Below are 19,240 nucleotides of genomic sequence, written 5' to 3'. Positions count from 1 at the left end.
GTCTGATCGAATAGAGACATGGCACTTTACCGCGAACGACTCTGGGCGTCGCCCCTGTTCTACCTCGCCCTTGCACTCGTCATCCCCGCGAGCCTCGTGATCCTCGCACCGATCTCGATCGTCGCGGGCATCATCACGGCGATCGTCCTATACGGCGGATGCGTCGCGCTCCTCATCTCCGCAGCCCCCACGATCTCGATCGAGGGCGGCACCCTGCACGCCGGCCGCGCGACGATCGACCTCTCTCTCACGGGAACCGCGACCGGCTACTACGGAGAGGACGCGACCCGGCAGCGCGGCACCGAGCTCGACGCGCGGGCGTGGATGCTCATCCGCGGCTGGGTGCAGCCCGTCGTCAAGGTGCCGATCAACGACCCGGAGGACCCGTCGCCGTACTGGCTGCTCTCGACCCGTCACCCCAAAGAATTGGTCGCCGCGATCAATGGATCGCGGCGACCGGAAGAGTCTGAGTCGTAGGAGGCTACGCGGCGCACTCCATGCAGATCGGGCCGAGCTTCTCCTCGTGGTCGATCTGCGAGCGGTGCTTCACCAGGAAGCAGCTCACGCAGGTGAACTCGTCCGCCTGAGGCGGGAGGACCACCACGTCGAGGTCGAGATCGGAGAGGTCGGCGCCCGGGAGCTCGAAGCCACCGGGGTTGTCGGCGTCGTCGACGTCGACGACGCCGGACATCTTGTCAGGAACCCGCTCCTTGAGTGCCTCGATCGAATCGGAATCGTCGTCGGTCTTTCTCGGTGCGTCGTAATCCGTTGCCATGCCCATCCACTTCTCGAAACCGTTGCTGAACACAATCGGCGGCGACAGTTTGCATCAAACCGGTCCGAATAGCAAACCGCGTTCGAACCGCGCACGAGCCTCGCGCCGATGCCCGGGACAACTTGCGGCACGCCCGGCTTATTCCCGGCCAAAGGCGGGTTCACGTGGCATCCTGTCGAATATCGAGTGGCAGCTGGAGAGGCCTTTCCCATGCAGGATTTGAAAGTTATCGGCGTTGAGAACGGCGCATTGCTTGTGGCGTCCGACGACGGCGATCGCTACCGGATTGCGATCGACGAGGTGTTGCAGTCGAAACTCCGCCAGAGCACGCCGGAATCGCCGAACAGTCGCAAGGTCTCGCCGCGCGAGATCCAGACCCACGTCCGCTCCGGCATGTCCGCCGAAGACGTGGCGCGCCTGACCGGAGCGTCGCTGGAATACGTGCAGCGCTTCGAGGGGCCCGTGCTCGCCGAGCGCGAGTACATCGTGAGTTCCGCTCTCGGCGTACCCGTGCACACCGCGATCGACCCCGATCCGCTCGATCCCGACGCGACCTTCGGCGTCGTCATCCGCGAGAGGCTCGCCTCGCTCTCGGCAACGGGCGAGCGCTGGGCCAGTTGGAAGGAGCCGGAGGGCGGCTGGATCGTCAAGCTCGCCTTCACGGCCGACGAGATCGACCACGACGCCCGCTGGAGCTTCGAGCCGAAGAAGCTCGCACTCGCTCCGCTCAACGCAGAAGCCATGACACTTTCACAGCAAGGCGAGCTGCCGTCGACCCTCATCCCCCGGCTCCGGGCGGTCACGCCGGAGTCGAGCTCCGTCGACGAATCGCGGTTCGACAGCGGCGCCTTCACCTTCCGCGACACCTCGAACGACGACTCGGGCGCCAACGACACGGCACCTCATCTCGAGCACGTCCCCTACGGCCGTTCGGCGAGCCCCTCGGCGAACGCCGTCTCCCTCGCCGCCATCAAGCGCGCCCAGGAGCCGCCCGAGCAGCAGAACCAGACGGCCGACCTGCTCGAAGCGCTTCGCAAGCGCCGGGGCGAGCGCGAGTCGGCGGGTTTCGGATCCGACGAGGAGTCGCCCGCGCGCGAGGAGTCCGCTCCGACCTTCCTCGATCTCCCCCTCTCCGCCACGGAGCGGGCGGCCGAGAGAGCAGCCGACAAGCCGGCCGAGCGGATGTCGGAGGCCTCCGTCACGGAGTCCGCCCGCGACGCCCAGCGTGCGCCGGTCGCCCAGACCAAGACCGCCCGCAAGGGCCGAGCCTCGATGCCCAGCTGGGACGAGATCGTCTTCGGCGCGCGCACGGACGACGACCTGGCCTGAGCGCCCTGCGCTTGCGCTGAACTCATTCCGCCGACCCGCTCCGCCGACCCCTCAGCTCGCGAAGGCGCTCATCCCCACGAGCGGCACGCGCGTCTCCTCGGGGGTCAGTGACCCGTGCTGCCCGATCATCGCCCGCGCCGACGGTTTGGGCGAGCGGGAGTCGTAGTAGGCGACGCGTTTGCGGGCGGCCACGAGCACGTCCCCGATCCGGTCGACGACCTCGCCGTCGACCTCGCCGAACCATCCGGCGTCGATCGCCTCCGCGCGGGTGGCCACCCAGGAGCGCTCGGACTCCGAGTCGCTCCAGCGCGCCGCGAGCTCGGTTCGGGCATCGTCGCCGGCCCCGTCGATCCCGGAGCTCTCGGCTCCCCCGTTCAGATACAGGTGCAGCAGCCGCGGCTCGCCGCCCACGTGCCGTACCCCCTCGAGCAGGGCCGGATCGCCGTCGTAGAGCACGTGACCCGAATGCGGAACGTCGACGATGCCGTGATCGGCCGTCGTGAGAACGCCGACCCGGCGCGGCAGCCCCGTCACGAAGGCGGCGAGTGCCGAGTCGACGCGTTCGAGCTCGGTGAGCCACCGGTCGGACTCCCAGCCGTGGGCGTGGGCCGCCATGTCGAGCTCGGGCAGATAGAGGTAGCTGAGCGAGCGCCGATTCGAGGCGACCACGGTGCGCGCGGCTTCGAAGCGCGACTCCGCGGTGTCGGCGGGCAGATACCCCGCCCCCCGCAGCACGGCACGGCTGAACCCGGAACCGGCGAACTTGCCCGCGCCGATCGCGAACGCGGGAACACCCTCGTCCGCGGCATCCTGGAAGACCGTGCGGGCCCGCTGCCAGGTGGCCGGGTCCATGCCCGCATCCCAGCCGTTCAGCTGGTTGACGATGCGATCGCCGGCGAGGTCGCGCACGCTGTAGCCGACGAGGCCGTGCCGCCCCGACGAGACGCCCGTCGTGAGCGTCGCGAGGCCCGCTGCGGTCGTCGACGGGAAGCTCGTCAGGCGCCTCTGCCGGTGGGCGGGATTCGTGAGGAAGCGGGCGTGCCCCGCGCGGGCCTTCAGATTCGCGTCGCCGAGGCCGTCGACGACGACCACGACCACGTGATCGACGGCGGCGAGGCCGAGCGGGTTGACCCGTCCCGTGACAGCCGCGAGGGAACTTGTCAACACGTCGGCAAGGCTCGAGGCCGCGGATACGCCGCCGGGTAGCATTGTGCTCATCCGGCTCAGTCTCGCACAGAGCCGTCCCGTCATCCGTATGATCCGTATGATCACCTCGTACGACCGCCACGACCCGCTGTCCCGGCATCCTGCCCGCACGATGCGGGCACGGCCCCGACACAGCACCAGCAGATTGCCCGAATGAGCCGAACCGAAGACACCTCAGCACAGCCCACGCCGACCGAGCGCATCGAAGACGTCGACGTCGCCGCCGAGATGCAGGGCTCCTTCCTCGAGTACGCCTACTCGGTCATCTACAGCAGGGCCCTGCCCGACGCCCGCGACGGCCTCAAGCCCGTGCAGCGCCGCATCCTCTATCAGATGAGCGAGATGGGCCTGCGCCCCGACCGCGGCCACGTGAAGTCGGCCCGCGTCACGGGCGAGGTCATGGGAAAGCTGCACCCCCACGGCGACGCCTCGATCTACGACGCGATGGTGCGTCTGACCCAGGACTTCGTCATGCGCGTTCCGCTCATCGACGGGCACGGCAACTTCGGCTCGCTCGACGACGGCCCCGCAGCCCCCCGGTACACCGAGGCGAGACTGGATGCCGCGGCGCTGGCCATGACCGACGGCCTCGACGAGAACGTCGTCGACTTCGTGCCCAACTACGACAACCAGCTGACCCAGCCCGAGGTGCTGCCCGCCGCCTTCCCGAACCTGCTCGTCAACGGGGCGAGCGGCATCGCCGTCGGCATGGCGACCAACATGGCGCCGCACAACCTCGTCGAGGTGATCGGCGCCGCCCGCTTCCTCATCGACAACCCCGAGGCGACCCTCGACGAGCTCATGGCCTACGTGCCCGGGCCCGACCTGCCCACCGGCGGAACGATCATGGGCCTCGCGGGCGTGCGCGACGCCTACGCGACCGGGCGCGGCAGCTTCAAGACCCGCGCGCGGGTCTCCGTCGAGAGCATCACGGCCCGCAAGTCGGGTCTCGTCGTCACCGAGCTCCCCTACCTCGTCGGGCCCGAGAAGGTCATCGAGAAGATCAAAGACGGGGTCAACTCCAAGAAGCTCAGCGGCATCTCCGACGTCACCGACCTGACCGACCGCAGCCACGGCCTGCGCCTCGTGATCGGCATCAAGACCGGCTTCAACCCGCAGGCGGTTCTCGAGCAGCTCTACCGGCACACCCCGCTCGAAGACGGCTTCAGCATCAACAACGTCGCGCTCGTCGAGGGCAATCCCCGCACGCTCGGGCTCAAGGAGCTCCTGCAGGTCTATGTCGACCACAGAGTGAGCGTCGTCACCCGCCGCAGCCAGTACCGCCTCGACCGCCGGCTGGAGCGCCTGCACCTCGTCGAGGGGCTCCTGGTGGCCATCCTCGACATCGACGAGGTCATCCAGGTCATCCGTGCGAGCGACGACACCGATCAGGCCCGCACCCGCCTCATCGACGTCTTCGATCTGAGCGAGCGCCAGGCCGAGTACATCCTCGAGCTGCGCCTGCGCCGGCTCACCCGGTTCAGCCGGATCGAGCTCGAGGCCGAGCGCGACAAGCTCCGTGCCGAGATCGAGGAGCTGCAGGAGATCCTCGGCAGCACGGCCCGCATCCGCGAGCTCGTCTCCGATGAGCTCGCCGAGGCCGCCGAGCGCTTCGGCACTCCGCGACGCACCCTCCTCACCGAGGCCCAGCCGAGCATCGCGCAGACACCGAGCGCGCGTCGGGCGGGCGTCTCACTCGAGATCGCGGATGTCGAGTGCCGCGTCATCCTCTCGTCCACGGGCCGTGTCGCGCGAGTCGACTTCGCCGACGGCGACGACACGATCCCCGCGCCCGCACGTCGCACCAAGCACGACGCCGTGCTCTCGACCGTGCGCACGACGAGCCGCTCCGAGATCGGGGCCGTCACCAACCGCGGCCGGCTCGTGAAGCTCAGCCCCGTCGACCTGCCCGTCGTCCCGGCCTCCTCCGTGCACCTCGACGCGGGGGTGCGCATCTCCGACTACATCGCGCTCGCCGACCGCGGCGAGAGGGTCGTCGCACTCGTCTCCCTGGGCGAGGAACGCCCCATCGCCCTCGGAACGCGGGGCGGCACGGTCAAGCGCGTGACCCCGGGCCAGTACCCGAACCGCCAGGACTTCGAGATCGTCTCGCTCAAGCCGGGCGACGAGGTCGTCGGCGCGGCGCACAGCAGCGACTCCGACGAGCTCGTCTTCATCGGCTCCCACGCCCAGCTGCTGCACTTCTCGGCGAGCAGCGTGCGCCCGCAGGGCCTCTCCGCGGGCGGCATGGCCGGCATCTCGCTGCCGGCCGGCGCCCAGGTGATCTTCTTCGGCGTCGTCTCGGAGCCCGACTCGGCCGTCGTCGCGACGGTGTCGACCTCGGCCACGACCATCGCGGGAACCGATCCCGGCCGCGCCAAGGTCTCGGCCTTCGGCGAGTTCCCGGGCAAGGGCCGCGGCACCTCGGGCGTCCGCGCGCACGCTTTCCTCAAGGGGGAAGACCTGCTCGGGCTGGCCTGGGCCGGTCCGGCGCCCGTGCTCGCGGTGGGAACCGACGGCGCGGCGCGCACGCTCCCGGATGCCGGTGCACGCCGTGACGCCTCCGGAACCCCCCTCGACGCGGTGATCGGCTCCCTCGGCACCCAAATCCCCGTTGCGCCTTAGCTTCCGGACAGCCGCGGGGCGTGCCCGGTAGGGCGGGTGTCCGGAAGCTAAGGCGCAACCGGGGTGGAGCTAGACGTCGATGCGGTCGCGACTGATGCCCGCCCCGTTGATGATGAAGTCCTTGCGCGGTGCGACGTCGTTGCCCATGAGCAGCTCGAAGACCCGTGCCGCGTTCTCGGCATCCGCGACCTGCACGCGCCGCAGGGTGCGGTGCTTGCGGTCCATGGTCGTGTTCGCGAGCTGGTCGGCGTCCATCTCGCCGAGGCCCTTGTAGCGCTGGATCGGATCCTGGTAGCGCTTGCCGGCCTTGTCGAGCTGGCTGAGCACACCCGAGAGCTCCTGCTCGGAGTAGGTGTAGATCGTCTCGTTGGGCTTCGTGCCCGGGTTCATGACGATCACCCGGTGCAGGGGGGGAACAGCGGCGAAGACCCGGCCCTGCTCGATCATGGGCCGCATGTAACGGAAGAAGAGCGTCAGCAGGAGCGTGCGGATGTGCGCGCCGTCGACGTCGGCGTCGCTCATGATGATGACCTTGCCGTAGCGGGCCGCCTCGATCTCGAAACTGCGGCCGGAGCCGGCACCGATCACCTGGATGATCGAGCCGCACTCGGCGTTGCCGAGCATGTCGGCGACGGAGGCCTTCTGCACGTTGAGGATCTTGCCGCGGATGGGCAGGAGCGCCTGGTACTCGCTGTCGCGCGCCTGCCGTGCCGTGCCGAGAGCCGAGTCGCCCTCCACGATGAAGAGCTCGCTGTTGCCGACATCCGTGCTGCGGCAGTCGACGAGCTTCGCGGGCAGCGAGGAGTTCTCGAGGGCGTTCTTGCGGCGCTGGGTCTCCTTGTGGGCCCGCGCCGAGATGCGCGACTTCATCTCGGCGACGACCTTGTCGAGCAGAAGCGAGGTCTGGGACTTGTCGTCGCGCTTCGGCGAGCTGAAACGATCGGAGAGCCCCTTCGCCACGACCTGCGCGACGATCGCGCGCACGGCCGGGGTTCCCAGCACCTCCTTGGTCTGGCCCTCGAACTGCGGCTCGGGGATGCGCACGGTGAGCACGGCGGTGAGCCCGGCGAGCACGTCGTCTTTCTCGATCTTGTCGGTGCCGACCTTGAGACGGCGCGCGTTCTGCTCCACCTGCTGCCGCAGGAATTTGAGCAGGCCCTGCTCGAAGCCCGCCTGGTGGGTGCCGCCCTTGGGCGTCGCGATGATGTTGACGAAGCTGCGGGTGACCGTCTCGTATCCGGTGCCCCAGCGCAGGGCGATGTCGACGACGCATTCGCGCTGCAGCTCGGTGGGCAGCATGGCGCCCGTGTCGGAGAGCACGGGGACCGTCTCGGTGAACGTTCCCGAGCCCGTCAGACGCCAGGTCTCGGTGAGCGCCGTGTCGGGGGCGAGGTGCTCGGCGAACTCGGAGATGCCGCCCTCGAAACGGAAGTTCTCGGTGACGGGGCTCTCACCCCGCGCATCCTCGATCGTGAGCCCGAGGCCCGGCACGAGGAACGCGGTCTGGCGTGCACGCGAGGAGAGCTCGGCGGTCTGGAACTCGGCGCCCTTCGTGAAGATCTGCCGGTCGGCCCAGTAGCGCACCCGGGTTCCCGTGACGCCCTTGCGCACCGTGCCGACGACGCGCAGCTCGCTGCCCTTCTCGAACGGCGTGAAGGGGGCATCCGGGCTGGGCTCCCTGCCCGAGTCCGTGAAGATCCCGGGCTCGCCGCGATGGAACGACATGGCCCAGGTCTTGCCGTCGCGGTCGACCTCGACGTCGAGGCGTTCGGAGAGCGCGTTGACGACCGAGGCGCCCACGCCGTGCAGGCCACCGGATGCCGCGTAGGAGCCCGAGCCAAACTTGCCGCCGGCATGCAGCTTCGTGAAGACGACCTCGACCCCGCTCAGGCCCGTCTTCGGCTCGATGTCGACGGGGATGCCGCGACCGGTGTCGCGCACCTCGACGCTGGCGTCGGCGTGCAGCAGCACATCGATCTGGGTGCCGTTGCCGGCCAGGGCCTCGTCGACGGAGTTGTCGATGACCTCCCACAGGCAGTGCATGAGCCCACGCGAGTCGGTCGAGCCGATGTACATGCCCGGTCGTTTGCGAACCGCCTCGAGACCCTCCAGAACGGACAGGTGCCTCGCGGAATAGTCAGAACTCGCCACAGAATCTCCTCAGAATCCCTTCGAGCCCGCGTGAGCGCCGAAACCTCGTGCGACTTCGTGCGACTCGGTGCGACTCTCGTGCGACTCGAAGGATGACAACCACCAAGCGTAGTTCGCCCTCACGGCCGCCCTCGCCCCGACACCCTGCCCTGTGGAACACGTACGCGGTCAGCGAAATGCCACCCTTTCGCATCCCGTGTTCAGAGAGGACGTGCTTTGATGAGTGCACGACGCTTTTCAGATACAGCGTTTTCGTCGTACCGAGTCTGGAGGAGAGGCCAATGTCACAGATTGCCACCGAGAACGGCGCCGTCGACCAGCTCGAGACGCCCTACCAGCTCACCGCCGCCGACCGCTGCGACAGCTGCGGCGCCCAGGCGTACATCCGCGTCGAGGTGGGCAGCAGCGAGCTGTTCTTCTGCGCGCACCACGGAAAGAAGTACCAGGAGAAGCTCTCGACCGTCGCCACGGGATGGCACGACGAGTCGAGCCGTCTCCTCGACGAGCAGCGCCGCTGATCGTCGGATAGCCGAGCAGCCCGCTCAGCTCTCGATTCCCAGTTCGAGCCGCACCGCAATCCGATTGCGTGCGGCTCGAGCTATGTCATCGACGTGACGCGCCTCCGCGCTGACGGTCTCGTAGACAACCCCGCGTGAACGCTCGATGGCCGTGCCGAGCAGATGATCGGCGAGCGACGGGTTCTTCGCCAGGACGGGTCCGTGCAGATGGGTTCCGATGGCCGAGCCCTGCACGAGTCCTTCGCCGCGTGCGGCGCCCGCAACACCCTCGCCGGCGCCTCCCACGGCATCCCCGTTGCCGGAGCCGACGCGAACGGTGCCGAGAGGCGAGACGCCCTCGGGCAGCAGATAGTCGTGGGCGTGGTTCTCGTAGCCGATCAGACGACCGAAGCCCGATTCCACGACGAGGTCGTCACTGACCCTGCGCGTGCGCGCCACGGCGCGCCCCGGAAGCAGTCCGAGGGTCTCGAAGGCTCCGGCGCGGTCGTCGACGCCCGCGCTCAGCAGCTCCCAGCCGGTGCCGACCGCGAGCAGCGGAACGCCCTCGTCGATCCAGTCCTGCAGCGCCGAGCGGAGCGGCTGCGCGGCGTCGATCGCGTCGACGAACTCGGCGTCGGCGCCCGAGCCGAGAACGACGAGATCCACGCGCTCGGGCAGCTCGGCCGCCGTCGACACCTCGACCACCCGGGCCTCGAAGCCCGCCCAGCCGGCGCGCCGAGCGAGAACACGCGCATTGCTGGCGTCGCCGTTGGTGTCGAGCAGCGCGGGCAGCACGCTGACCACGGTGAGGATGTCGCTCATACCCCTGCTCCTCCGGTGCTGGTGCTGCTGCCGGCGCCGCCAGCGCCATCGCTGTTGCTGGTGAGCCCCAGATGGGCACGGGTGCGGCGCATCGAGTCCGCGGAGAAGATGACGGTCTTGACACCGCCACCGCTCGAGGGCTCGGGAAGGGCGAGGAAATCATCGAGGGCCGTCGCGAGGTTCTCCTCGATACGGTCGATCGACACTCCGTCGTACGCGAGCTGCAGGGCGATCTCCTGGGCCTGCGACCCCGAGACGACGCGCACCCGGCCGAGCGAGGCCGTGTCGACAGGCCAGAGATAGGAGGGGTCGCGCACGTCGGAGCCGATGGCGACCATGATCTGCTCCGTGCCCGCGGGCAGGCTGTCGACGTTCAGCTGGAAGCTGGCCGGGTTCTGCACGAGCACGAACTCGACCTTCCTGCCGCGTACCGTCGTCGTCTCGCCCCGGCCGAACACCGGCTCCATGGCCCCGATCGCCTCGATGGCGCGAGCCGGCTCGAAGCCGTCGCCCAGGATCTCCCGGGCGGCGGAGAGCGCCGCCGCCGCGTCGACCGCGTAGTGCACGCCGCGCGAGGGCAGCGCGACATCCATCGCCTCGCCGGCCACCGTGATCGTCGTGCGCGCGCCGTCGACGCGCTCGACGACCGTCTCCGCCGTCACGGCGGATGCCTCGGGCGCGGTCTCCGCATACCCGAAGCCGCGCGGGTTGGCCACGCGCACCCCGTGGGAGACGCCGAACCACCGCGCCTCGGCCGTGCCGCGCAAGCCGGAGGCGAGCTCGAGGAGCGACTGGTCGTCGGCGTTGAGCACAACGGCGGCGCTCGCACGCCGCGCGATCTTCGCGAGCATGCCCTGCACCATCTGCGGGTCGTGGAAGCGGTCGATCTGGTCGATCATCACGTTGGTGAGAACGACGACCGACGGCGTCAGGCGATCGGCGATGAGGGCGCCGTGCCCCTCGTCCATCTCGAGCACTCCGAGCTCGGCGTCGATGCGGCCCCGCACATCGGCCTGCTCGAGCAGCGCGGAGGTGAGACCCTGCGAGATGTTCGCGGTCGAGGGGTTGGTGAAGATCCGGATGCCGTGGGCGCGCAGCACGCTCACGAGCATCTTCGTCGTCGTCGACTTGCCGCTCGATCCGCTGACGATCACGAGGCCCCGCGGAAAGGAGTTGAGCGCGTGCGCGAGGTAGCCCGGCGCGAGCTTGTTGACCACGAGACCGGGCACGGCGGAGCCGCCGCCCGGCTTGCGGATCCGGGCGGCGGCACGAACCGCTCGGCCGATGATCACGGCCGGGGCGTAGCGCACGGGTGCTGCTTACTCGAGGTAGTCGCGCAGCGACTGGGACCGCGACGGGTGGCGCAGTTTCGCCATCGTCTTGGACTCGATCTGCCGGATCCGTTCACGGGTGACGCCGAAGGTGTCGCCGATCTGGTCGAGGGTCTTGGGCATTCCGTCGCCCAGGCCGAAACGCATGCGGATGACTCCCGCCTCGCGCTCCGACAGGGAGTCGAGGAGCGACTCGAGCTGCTTCTGCAGCATCGTGAAGCCCACGGCGTCGGCGGGGACGACCGCCTCGGTGTCCTCGATCAGGTCGCCGAACTCGCTGTCGCCGTCCTCGCCGAGAGGAGTGTGCAGGGAGATCGGCTCGCGGCCGTACTTCTGAACCTCGACGACCTTCTCCGGCGTCATGTCGAGCTCGCGCGACAGCTCCTCCGGCGTGGGTTCGCGACCGAGATCCTGGAGCATCTGGCGCTGCACGCGGGCGAGCTTGTTGATGACCTCGACCATGTGCACGGGGATGCGGATCGTGCGCGCCTGGTCGGCCATGGCACGGGTGATGGCCTGACGGATCCACCACGTGGCGTAGGTCGAGAACTTGAAGCCCTTCGTGTAGTCGAACTTCTCGACGGCACGGATGAGGCCCAGGTTGCCCTCCTGGATGAGGTCGAGGAACTGCATGCCGCGACCCGTGTAGCGCTTCGCGAGCGAGACGACGAGACGGAGGTTGGCGCCGAGCAGGTGGCTCTTGGCGCGCTGGCCGTCTTTCGCCACCCACTGCAGCTCGCGCTTGAGCTGCGGCGTCAGGTTCTCGGTGTTGGCGAGCTTGTCCTCGGCGAACAGACCCGCCTCGATGCGCATCGCCAGCTCGACCTCTTCGGCCGCGTTGAGCAGCGGGACTTTGCCGATCTGCTTCAGGTAGTCCTTGACGGGGTCGGCGGTCGCGCCGGTGATCGCCGTCGAGTAGACGGGCACGTCGTCCTCGTCGTCGACGAGCGACAAGACCATGGCTCCGGCCGGAACGGCCTCGGCGGGCTTCTTCTTCTCCTCGGAGTCGTCGTCCGTCTCCTCGGTCTCGCCTTCGACGACGACCTCTTCGACGACGACCACTTCCGCGTCGTCGTCGACGACGATGTCCTCGGCCTCGGGGTCGACCTCGTCGTCGACGTCCTCGTCGGCCGCGGCCTTCTTGGTGGCTCGCTTCTTGGGTGCAGCCTTCTCTGCTGCCGGTACTGCCTTTGCGGCGGCGCGCCGGGGCGCCGCCTTCTTGGCCGGGGCTGCCTTCGTCGCGGTCGCTACCGCGGTGGCAGCCGGCTCTTCGTCTGCGATCGCTTCAGCGACGGCCGACTTTGTCGTTCGGGTTGCCATTCGAACACCTCTCACACCGGGGAGACCACTCGGCGGCGTGTGCGCCAATCCCCCGGTCCAGGTTGTATTTGGACATTACTAAGACCCATGTCAAGTCCTGCCGTCATTGACCACGTTTCGAGAACGTAGCGGACAGGAGATGAACGGGTCCTTAGTCAATTATTGCATGGTTTGGCGACCGTCCGAGCCACGGCCGCCCCCTCTCCACACCTTCATCAATGAAACCCAGAGAGGGGCCACTTCTATTCCCTCGTCGTCCACGAGGCGCCGTCTGGTGCGGCGGCGAGCCCTCAGCAGCATCACGACGCCGAAGCCCACGACCGCATATTGCACGCAGAAGGCGAGGCGGAAGGCGTCGAGGGTGTAGATGGATGCCGATGACGCCGATCCCCCGGCCTGGGCGTCGAGCACGAGGCCGATCACGAACATCATCACGAAGCTCGCGAGGAAGCCGCCCACGTTGACGACGCCGTTCGCCGAGCCGAGGCTCCTGATCGGGTTGAAGGTGCGCGCGAAGTCGAAGCCGATGACCGAGCCGGGCCCGCCCACGCCCAGCACGGCGATGAGCACGACCACGAGCCACAGCGGCGGCACACCCGGCCACAGCAGCACGATGGTCCAGACGACGGCCATCGCCGCCACGACCCCGAGCACGAGGTTGCTCCGCCGCAGCGGGAAGCGCGCGCTCAGCAGCCCGAGGATCGGCCCCGCGACGACTCCCGCCGCGACGAGCACGATGAGCAGGCTCGCCGAGAGCTCCTCCGAGTAGCCGAGGCCGTAGACGAGGAAGGGGATGCCCCAGAGCAGGCTGAAGACGGTTCCCGGCGACTGGCTCACGAAGTGGGACCAGAACCCGAGCTGCGTCCCCGGCCTCGCGAAGCTCGCCCGCAGCTGGCCGAGCGCGACCGACCAGCTCGTGACACGAGGGGGCTCCGAGCTCGTCGCCGGTCTGTCCCGGATCGCCGCGACCGTGCCGATCACCGCGACGACCGAGGCGGATGCCGCGGACAGGAACGCCCACTCCCAGCCGAGGCTGTGCAGCACGATCGCGAAGGGCACGGCGGAGAGCACCTGCCCCAGCTGGCCGATGTTGCCGATCCACTGGGAGAGCTGCGGAACGATCCTGCCCTCGAACCACGAGTTCACGAGCCGGATGAGCGAGATGAAGATCATCGCGTCGCCCGCCCCGACGAGGATGCGCCCGAGCACGGCGAAGCCGATCGTCGTCGAGAACGCGACAGTCACCTGGCCGGCGACCATGATCGAGCTGCCGGCGATCATGAGCACCCGCGGGCCGAGACGGTCGATGAGCACGCCGACCGGGATCTGCATGCCGGCGTAGACCACGAGCTGGAGCACGGCGAGCGCGGCCAGCTCGGACGCGGCTCCCCCGAAGCGCTCGGAGGCCGAGACGCTCGCGACACCGAGGCTCGTGCGCTGCATGACGGCGATCACGTAGGCGAGCACTCCGACGCCGAAGATCAACCAGGAGCGCCGCGAATTCACTCTCGTCAGTCTAGGGCGAGCCGAGATCGGACGGCGCGATCAGCAGACTGTGCGCTCCGTGCTCAGGGGGTGCCGAGGTCGTCGTCGCCGTGCCGCTTGATCGCGAGGAACTTCTCGAGCTCCGCGGCGATCTCGTCGGCCGTCGGGAGCTCCCCGTCGACGTCGGTGAGCGGTGAGCGCAGGGGGCTTCCCTCCATGTACGCGTCGTGGCGCTCCTCGAGCGTGCCGACGAGCTTGGCCAGCTCGCCGTTGGCGGCGACCTGCTCGTCGATCTTGGCCACGAACTCGCGGCCCAGCTCACGGAGGTGATCGGTCGGGAAGATGAGGCCCGTCGACGCGCTGATGCTCTCGAGCGACGCGAGGGCCGCGCTCGGGTACTCGGTGTCGGCCAGGTAGTGCGAGATGAGCAGCACGAAGCCCACCACGGGGCGGTCGAGCTGGTCGAGACGGTATTCGAGCAGGTGCAGCGCGTTGGCCGGCGCCTGCGTGTGCGGCCTCCACACCGAGAGGCTCTCGATGAGCTCGGAGCGGTTGCCGCTCACGGTCACGCCGATCGAGCGGGTGTGCGGCACGGGCATGGGGATCGAGTGCACCCACGTCGTGTCGTGCACCTGGAAACGCTCGATGAGCTCGAGCACCGCGGCCGCGAACCGCTCCCACTGGAAGTCGGGCTCGAAACCCGCGAGGAAGAGGAACGGCTGGTGCAGCTCGTCGTAGACGAGGTACAGGTTGAGGCTCGAGGGGCGATAGTCGCTCAGGTGATCCTGATCGAAGTAGATCGTGGGGCGACGAGCGCGGTAGTCGAGCAGCTCGTCGACGTCGAAGGTCGCGACGACGCGGTTCTCGAGGGTGTCGAGGATGTAGTCGCTGAACTGGGTGACAGCGGCTCCGGCATCCGCGAAACCGGTGAGGCCCGCGACGAGGTGCAGGCCCTCCGGCACCTCAGCCGATTCGGGGCTGAGCTCGTAAAGTTCGTTCGGGTCGCGCATGGTCCAACTCTAATCGGCGGCCCGCGCAGCGCCCCCCGGAATCGCGCCCGTCGAGGGCATGCCGAGAGCGAACAACTAGCATGGCCTGCATGACAGCGCCGACTTTGACCACCCACACAACCGACCCGCTCGGGAGCACCGCAGAGGTGCTCGTGATCGCCGCGAGCAGCAGTCCCGCCGGAGTGGTCGTGCACTCGATCGTCGAGGCGCAGGATGTCGCGGAGCAGCTCTCCGCGCTCGGATTCTCCGGCTCGGCCGACGAGCTCCTGCGCCTGCCCGCTCCTCGCGGCTCCGCGCGCTCGTGGGCCGTCATCGGGCTCGGCCGCGCCCCCGATGCGAACGCGCTGCGCTCGGCCGCGGGATCGGCCGTGCGGCAGCTCGCCGGCGCGGCATCCGTCGCCTTCGCCGTGCCCGTCGCCGACGGGACCGAGCTGGGGGCGCTGCTCGAGGGGGCGGCCCTCGGCTCCTATTCGTTCACGCGCTACCGCTCGGCCTCCACGGCGGCGGCGAAGACCCCCGTCGGCGAGATCACGGTCTTCGTCGACGGCGCTCCCGACGGCGCTGACGATGGCGCTGAGGCCGGTCTCCCCGGCCCGGACGCCCTCTCCCGGCTGGCCGCCCGCGCCTCGATCGCGGCCGAGGCCATCGCGACCGTCAAGGATCTCGTCAACATCGCGCCCTCCGACCTCTACCCGGACGCGCTCGCCCGGTTCGCCGTCGACCTCGCCGCCGGCCTCCCCGACGGTCTTCCGCTCGATGTGCGGGTGTGGGACGAGTCCCAGCTCGAGGCCGACGGCTTCGGCGGCATCCTCGGCGTGGGGCAGGGCTCGAGCCGCCCGCCGCGTCTGGTCAAGGTGAGCTACGCCCCGAGCGGGGCGTCGAGCCATCTGGCGCTCGTCGGCAAGGGCATCACCTTCGACACGGGCGGGCTCTCGCTCAAGCCGCCAGCCTCGATGGTGGGCATGAAGTACGACATGACGGGCGCCGCAACAGTGCTCGCCGTCACGGTCGCGGCCGCCCGCCTCGCCCTGCCGATCCGCATCACCGCCTGGCTGTGCATCGCCGAGAACATGCCGTCGGGCAGCGCCACCCGCCCCAACGACGTGCTCACGATCCGCGGCGGGCGCACCGTCGAGGTGCTCAACACCGACGCCGAGGGCCGGCTCGTGATGGCCGACGGGCTCGTCGCGGCGAGCGAGGAGCACCCCGACCACATCATCGACGTCGCCACCCTCACGGGCGCCCAGACCGTCGCGCTCGGCACCCGCTACGCCGGGGTCATGGGCGATGACGCGCTCGTCGCGCAGGTGATCGCTGCCGCATCCGCCGCCGGAGAGACCATGTGGCCCATGCCGCTGCCCGCCGAGCTGCGCTCGATCCTGAGCTCGGATGTCGCGGACATCGCCAACGCGAAGCCCGGCAACCCCGCAGCGGGCATGCTCGTCGCCGGCGTCTTCCTGCGCGAGTTCGTGGGGCGCACCGGCGAGGGCGACGACGCGCCGCGCATCCCCTGGGCCCACCTCGACATCGCCGGGCCGGCCAACAACAAGGACAGCGCCTACGGCTTCACGGGCAAGGGGCCGACCGGCATCGCCGTGCGCACGCTGCTCGAACTGAGCGAGGAGCTTTCGCGCAGGTAGTAGGCTCGTAGAGGCAAAAATCATTGCCCATATGCATCCGTCACGAGCGGAGGCGCTGTGCCTGAACTCATCGAGCACGACGCCGCCCTGCGATCGGATCAGTGACACAAATCCTGATGCACGAGGGAGTAACTGAGTGTCGGAACAGAATTTTGACATTGTGGTGCTCGGCGGTGGCAGCGGCGGTTACGCGGCAGCCCTTCGAGCGAGCCAGCTGGGTTTCAGCGTCGGCCTGATCGAGAAGGGCAAGCTCGGCGGCACCTGTCTGCACCGCGGCTGCATCCCGACGAAGGCGCTCCTGCACGCCGCCGAGGTCGCCGACTATTCGCGTGAGTCCAGCAAGTACGGTGTCGACACGACGTTCAACGGCATCGACATCGCGGGCGTGACCGCCTACCGCGAGGGCATCGTCTCGAGCAAGTACAAGGGTCTCCAGGGCCTCATCAAGGCTCGCGGCATCACCGTCATCGAGGGCGAGGGCAAGCTCGTCTCGCCTACGACCGTCCAGGTCGGCGACGACACGGTCGTCGGCAAGAACGTCATCCTGGCGACGGGCTCCTACTCGCGCTCGCTCCCCGGCCTCGACATCGCCGGCCGCGTCATCACGAGCGAGCAGGCGCTCGAGCTCGACTTCATCCCGAAGAAGGTCGCGATCCTCGGCGGCGGCGTCATCGGCGTCGAGTTCGCGAGCGTCTGGAAGTCCTTCGGCGCAGATGTCACGATCATCGAGGCCCTGCCCCACCTCGTGCCGAACGAAGACGAGTCGGTGAGCAAGCAGCTCGAGCGGGCCTTCCGCAAGCGCGGCATCAACTTCACGATCGGCGTGCGCTTCGCCGGCGTCGTCGAGAACGACAACGGCGTCGTCGTCACCCTCGAGAACGGCGAGACCATCGACGCCGAGCTGCTGCTCGTCGCCGTCGGACGTGGCCCCTCGACCGCCGGACTCGGCTTCGAGGAGGTCGGCCTGACCCTCGACCGCGGCTTCGTCATCACGAACGAGCGCCTGCAGACGAACATCCCCGGCGTCTACGCCGTCGGCGACATCGTGCCCGGCCTCCAGCTCGCGCACCGCGGTTTCCAGCAGGGCATCTTCGTCGCCGAGGAGATCGCCGGCCTCAACCCCGTGATCATCGACGACATCAACATCCCCAAGGTGACCTACAGCGATCCCGAGGTCGCCTCCATCGGGCTCTCGCAGGCCCGGGCCGAGGAGAAGTACGGCGCCGAGAACGTCTCGTTCTACGACTACAACCTCGCCGGCAACGGCAAGAGCCACATCATCGGCACCTCGGGCTCCGTCAAGGTCGTGCGCGTCAACGACGGCCCCGTCGTCGGCATCCACATGATCGGAGCCCGCGTCGGCGAGCTCATCGGGGAGGCGCAGCTCATCGTGAACTGGGAGGCGTACCCGGAAGACGTCGCGAGCCTCGTGCACGCGCACCCCACCCAGAACGAGGCTTTGGGAGAAGCGCACCTCGCCCTCGCGGGCAAGCCGCTCCACGCACTCTGACGAGTCGCACCCCTTGCGTCACTAAGCTAAACATCGAAACTAAAAGGTTCTTGAAGGAGACAAAGCTCATGAGCGAATCCGTCAGCCTCCCGGCACTCGGAGAGAGTGTCACAGAGGGCACGGTCACCCGCTGGCTTAAGAATGTCGGTGACCACGTCGAGGTTGACGAGCCTCTGCTCGAAGTCTCGACGGACAAGGTCGACACGGAGATCCCCTCCCCTGTCGCCGGCGTCGTCGAGGAGATCCTCGTGCAGGAGGACGAGACGGTCGAGGTGGGAACCCCCCTCGTCCGCATCGGAGACGGCTCGGGCTCCGGCGAGGCCGCGCCGGCAGCACCGGCTGAGGAGGCCGCGCCGGCCGCCGAAGCAGCACCGGCGCCGGAGGCTGCACCGGCCCCCGTGGCCGCGGCCGAGGTCCCGTCGACCGACGCACCCGTCGAGGCACCCGCAGCGGAGCCCGTCGCGGCACCGCCCGCGCCGGCCGCCGCACCTGCTCCTGCCGCGCCCGCTGCTCCTGCTCCTGTCGCCGCAGCACCGGCCGCACCGGCGCCTGCAGCACCGGCCGCTCCGGCACCCGCGGCTCCGGCACCCGCCGCTCCTGCTGCACCCGCAGCCGCCGCAGCGCCCGCAGGCTCGGGCAACGCCGGCTACGTCACCCCGCTCGTCCGCAAGCTCGCGCACGAGCAGGGCGTCGACCTCTCGACCCTGTCGGGAACCGGCGTGGGAGGGCGCATCCGCAAGGAGGACGTGCTCAACGCCTCGGCAGCCCCGGCAGCGGCAGCCGCACCGGCCAAGGCCGTCGCCCTCGAGACCTCGCCGCTGCGCGGTACCACGCAGCCGATGTCGCGCCTGCGCAAGGTCGTCGCCGAGCGCGCCGTTCTCAGCATGCAGTCGACGGCTCAGCTCACCTCGGTCGTCGAGGTCGACGTGACCCGCATCGCGGCGCTGCGCGACCGCGTCAAGGGCGACTTCGCCGCCAAGACGGGCGCCAAGCTGTCCTTCCTGCCGTTCTTCGCCCTCGCGGCGACCGAGGCGCTCAAGGCGTACCCGATCATCAACGCGACGGTCGACGGCGAGTCCATCGTCTACCCCGAGCAGGAGAACCTGAGCATCGCGGTCGACACCGAGCGCGGATTGCTCACTCCCGTGATCAAGGATGCCGGAACCCGCGATCTCGCCGGTTTCGCCACCGAGATCGCCGACCTCGCCGAGCGCACCCGCGACAACAAGCTCAAGCCCGACGAGCTCGCCGGCGGAACCTTCACGCTCACCAACACGGGCTCGCGTGGAGCGCTCTTCGACACCCCGGTGGTCTTCCTGCCGCAGTCGGCGATCCTCGGAACGGGAATCGTCACGAAGAAGCCGGTCGTCGTGAAGGCCGACGGCGTCGAGGCGATCGCGATCCGCTCGACGGTCTACCTGGCGCTCTCGTACGACCACCGCATCATCGACGGTGCGGATGCCGCACGATTCCTCGTCGCCGTGAAGAACCGTCTCGAAGACGGCAACTTCGAGGCCGACCTGGGCATCTAGCCGCACC

Annotated in this window: 15 protein-coding genes; 7 read left to right on the top strand and 8 right to left on the bottom strand. The window is 69.0% G+C overall.

Translation table 11 applies throughout. From position 1 onward, the window contains the following. Positions 1 to 18: 18 nt before the first annotated feature. Positions 19 to 477 carry a DUF3093 domain-containing protein gene (locus CLV54_RS15940; protein ID WP_100345994.1) on the top strand — a complete coding sequence of 153 codons (459 nt, stop codon included), beginning with the start codon at positions 19 to 21 and terminating at the stop codon, positions 475 to 477. A 4-nt stretch (positions 478 to 481) separates the two neighbouring features. Here CLV54_RS15940 and CLV54_RS15935 read toward each other — a convergent pair whose 3' ends face one another. Then, the gene (locus tag CLV54_RS15935; RefSeq protein ID WP_100346060.1) at positions 482 to 775 is read right to left on the bottom strand and encodes a DUF4193 domain-containing protein; all 294 of its coding nucleotides are present in this window, start codon (positions 773 to 775) and stop codon (positions 482 to 484) included. A gap of 210 nt (positions 776 to 985) precedes the next feature. Here CLV54_RS15935 and sepH point away from each other — a divergent pair, with 210 nt between their 5' ends. Then, entirely contained in the window at positions 986 to 2,104 is a 1,119-nt protein-coding gene (gene sepH, locus CLV54_RS15930; protein WP_100345993.1) for a septation protein SepH, read from the top strand. Between the two features lie 51 nt (positions 2,105 to 2,155). On the opposite strand, the gene CLV54_RS15925 is transcribed toward sepH, so the two are convergent. Then, positions 2,156 to 3,271, bottom strand: a complete 1,116-nt coding sequence (locus CLV54_RS15925; RefSeq protein ID WP_245861781.1) for an alkaline phosphatase family protein — start codon at positions 3,269 to 3,271, stop codon at positions 2,156 to 2,158. A 192-nt stretch (positions 3,272 to 3,463) separates the two neighbouring features. Here CLV54_RS15925 and CLV54_RS15920 point away from each other — a divergent pair, with 192 nt between their 5' ends. Continuing rightward, positions 3,464 to 5,935: a DNA gyrase/topoisomerase IV subunit A gene (locus CLV54_RS15920; protein ID WP_100345991.1), complete on the top strand. Its 2,472-nt coding sequence runs from the start codon at positions 3,464 to 3,466 to the stop codon at positions 5,933 to 5,935. A gap of 69 nt (positions 5,936 to 6,004) precedes the next feature. Here CLV54_RS15920 and CLV54_RS15915 read toward each other — a convergent pair whose 3' ends face one another. Beyond that, positions 6,005 to 8,086, bottom strand: coding sequence for a DNA gyrase/topoisomerase IV subunit B (locus CLV54_RS15915; RefSeq protein WP_100345990.1), 2,082 nt, complete (start codon positions 8,084 to 8,086; stop codon positions 6,005 to 6,007). Between the two features lie 281 nt (positions 8,087 to 8,367). Here CLV54_RS15915 and CLV54_RS15910 point away from each other — a divergent pair, with 281 nt between their 5' ends. After that, positions 8,368 to 8,604, top strand: a complete 237-nt coding sequence (locus CLV54_RS15910) for a DUF7455 domain-containing protein (RefSeq protein ID WP_100345989.1) — start codon at positions 8,368 to 8,370, stop codon at positions 8,602 to 8,604. 24 nt (positions 8,605 to 8,628) lie between these two features. Here CLV54_RS15910 and CLV54_RS15905 read toward each other — a convergent pair whose 3' ends face one another. The 5 genes from CLV54_RS15905 to CLV54_RS15885 form a co-directional block, all read right to left on the bottom strand. Continuing rightward, positions 8,629 to 9,405: a type 1 glutamine amidotransferase gene (locus CLV54_RS15905; protein ID WP_100345988.1), complete on the bottom strand. Its 777-nt coding sequence runs from the start codon at positions 9,403 to 9,405 to the stop codon at positions 8,629 to 8,631. Then, entirely contained in the window at positions 9,402 to 10,715 is a 1,314-nt protein-coding gene (locus tag CLV54_RS15900) for a MurT ligase domain-containing protein (protein ID WP_100345987.1), read from the bottom strand. Before CLV54_RS15900 ends, CLV54_RS15905 begins: the two co-directional genes overlap by 4 nt. A 9-nt stretch (positions 10,716 to 10,724) precedes the next feature. Continuing rightward, positions 10,725 to 12,056, bottom strand: a complete 1,332-nt coding sequence (locus CLV54_RS15895) for an RNA polymerase sigma factor (protein WP_100345986.1) — start codon at positions 12,054 to 12,056, stop codon at positions 10,725 to 10,727. 159 nt (positions 12,057 to 12,215) lie between these two features. Then, the gene (locus tag CLV54_RS15890) at positions 12,216 to 13,562 is read right to left on the bottom strand and encodes an MFS transporter (RefSeq protein WP_100345985.1); all 1,347 of its coding nucleotides are present in this window, start codon (positions 13,560 to 13,562) and stop codon (positions 12,216 to 12,218) included. Positions 13,563 to 13,624: 62 nt separating this feature from the next. Beyond that, positions 13,625 to 14,551 (bottom strand): proteasome assembly chaperone family protein, encoded by a 927-nt coding sequence (locus CLV54_RS15885; protein ID WP_100345984.1) that lies wholly within the window; start codon positions 14,549 to 14,551, stop codon positions 13,625 to 13,627. 89 nt (positions 14,552 to 14,640) lie between these two features. Between CLV54_RS15885 and CLV54_RS15880 the strand changes: the two genes are divergently transcribed. The 3 genes from CLV54_RS15880 (at position 14,641) to sucB (ending at position 19,233) form a co-directional block, all read left to right on the top strand. Then, the gene (locus CLV54_RS15880) at positions 14,641 to 16,191 is read left to right on the top strand and encodes a leucyl aminopeptidase (RefSeq protein WP_100345983.1); all 1,551 of its coding nucleotides are present in this window, start codon (positions 14,641 to 14,643) and stop codon (positions 16,189 to 16,191) included. A gap of 136 nt (positions 16,192 to 16,327) precedes the next feature. After that, positions 16,328 to 17,701 (top strand): dihydrolipoyl dehydrogenase, encoded by a 1,374-nt coding sequence (gene lpdA, locus CLV54_RS15875; protein ID WP_100345982.1) that lies wholly within the window; start codon positions 16,328 to 16,330, stop codon positions 17,699 to 17,701. Positions 17,702 to 17,769: 68 nt separating this feature from the next. Beyond that, positions 17,770 to 19,233, top strand: coding sequence for a 2-oxoglutarate dehydrogenase, E2 component, dihydrolipoamide succinyltransferase (gene sucB / locus CLV54_RS15870; protein ID WP_100345981.1), 1,464 nt, complete (start codon positions 17,770 to 17,772; stop codon positions 19,231 to 19,233). Positions 19,234 to 19,240 lie beyond the last annotated feature (7 nt).

The organism is Compostimonas suwonensis, from assembly GCF_002797855.1.
Classification (GTDB): domain Bacteria; phylum Actinomycetota; class Actinomycetes; order Actinomycetales; family Microbacteriaceae; genus Compostimonas; species Compostimonas suwonensis.
Note: the sequence above shows the minus strand (reverse complement) of the source record. Positions and strands in the feature narration are given on the sequence as shown.

What these genes read in the sequence shown, in the direction of transcription:
- CLV54_RS15940 (WP_100345994.1), top strand. Translation starts at nt 19, where the DNA reads ATGGCACTTTACCGCGAACGACTCTGGGCGTCGCCCCTGTTCTACCTC.
- CLV54_RS15935 (WP_100346060.1), bottom strand. Translation starts at nt 775, where the DNA reads ATGGCAACGGATTACGACGCACCGAGAAAGACCGACGACGATTCCGAT.
- CLV54_RS15905 (WP_100345988.1), bottom strand. Translation starts at nt 9,405, where the DNA reads ATGAGCGACATCCTCACCGTGGTCAGCGTGCTGCCCGCGCTGCTCGAC.
- CLV54_RS15895 (WP_100345986.1), bottom strand. Translation starts at nt 12,056, where the DNA reads ATGGCAACCCGAACGACAAAGTCGGCCGTCGCTGAAGCGATCGCAGAC.
- CLV54_RS15885 (WP_100345984.1), bottom strand. Translation starts at nt 14,551, where the DNA reads ATGCGCGACCCGAACGAACTTTACGAGCTCAGCCCCGAATCGGCTGAG.
- sepH (WP_100345993.1), top strand. Translation starts at nt 986, where the DNA reads ATGCAGGATTTGAAAGTTATCGGCGTTGAGAACGGCGCATTGCTTGTG.
- CLV54_RS15880 (WP_100345983.1), top strand. Translation starts at nt 14,641, where the DNA reads ATGACAGCGCCGACTTTGACCACCCACACAACCGACCCGCTCGGGAGC.
- sucB (WP_100345981.1), top strand. Translation starts at nt 17,770, where the DNA reads ATGAGCGAATCCGTCAGCCTCCCGGCACTCGGAGAGAGTGTCACAGAG.
- CLV54_RS15910 (WP_100345989.1), top strand. Translation starts at nt 8,368, where the DNA reads ATGTCACAGATTGCCACCGAGAACGGCGCCGTCGACCAGCTCGAGACG.
- CLV54_RS15920 (WP_100345991.1), top strand. Translation starts at nt 3,464, where the DNA reads ATGAGCCGAACCGAAGACACCTCAGCACAGCCCACGCCGACCGAGCGC.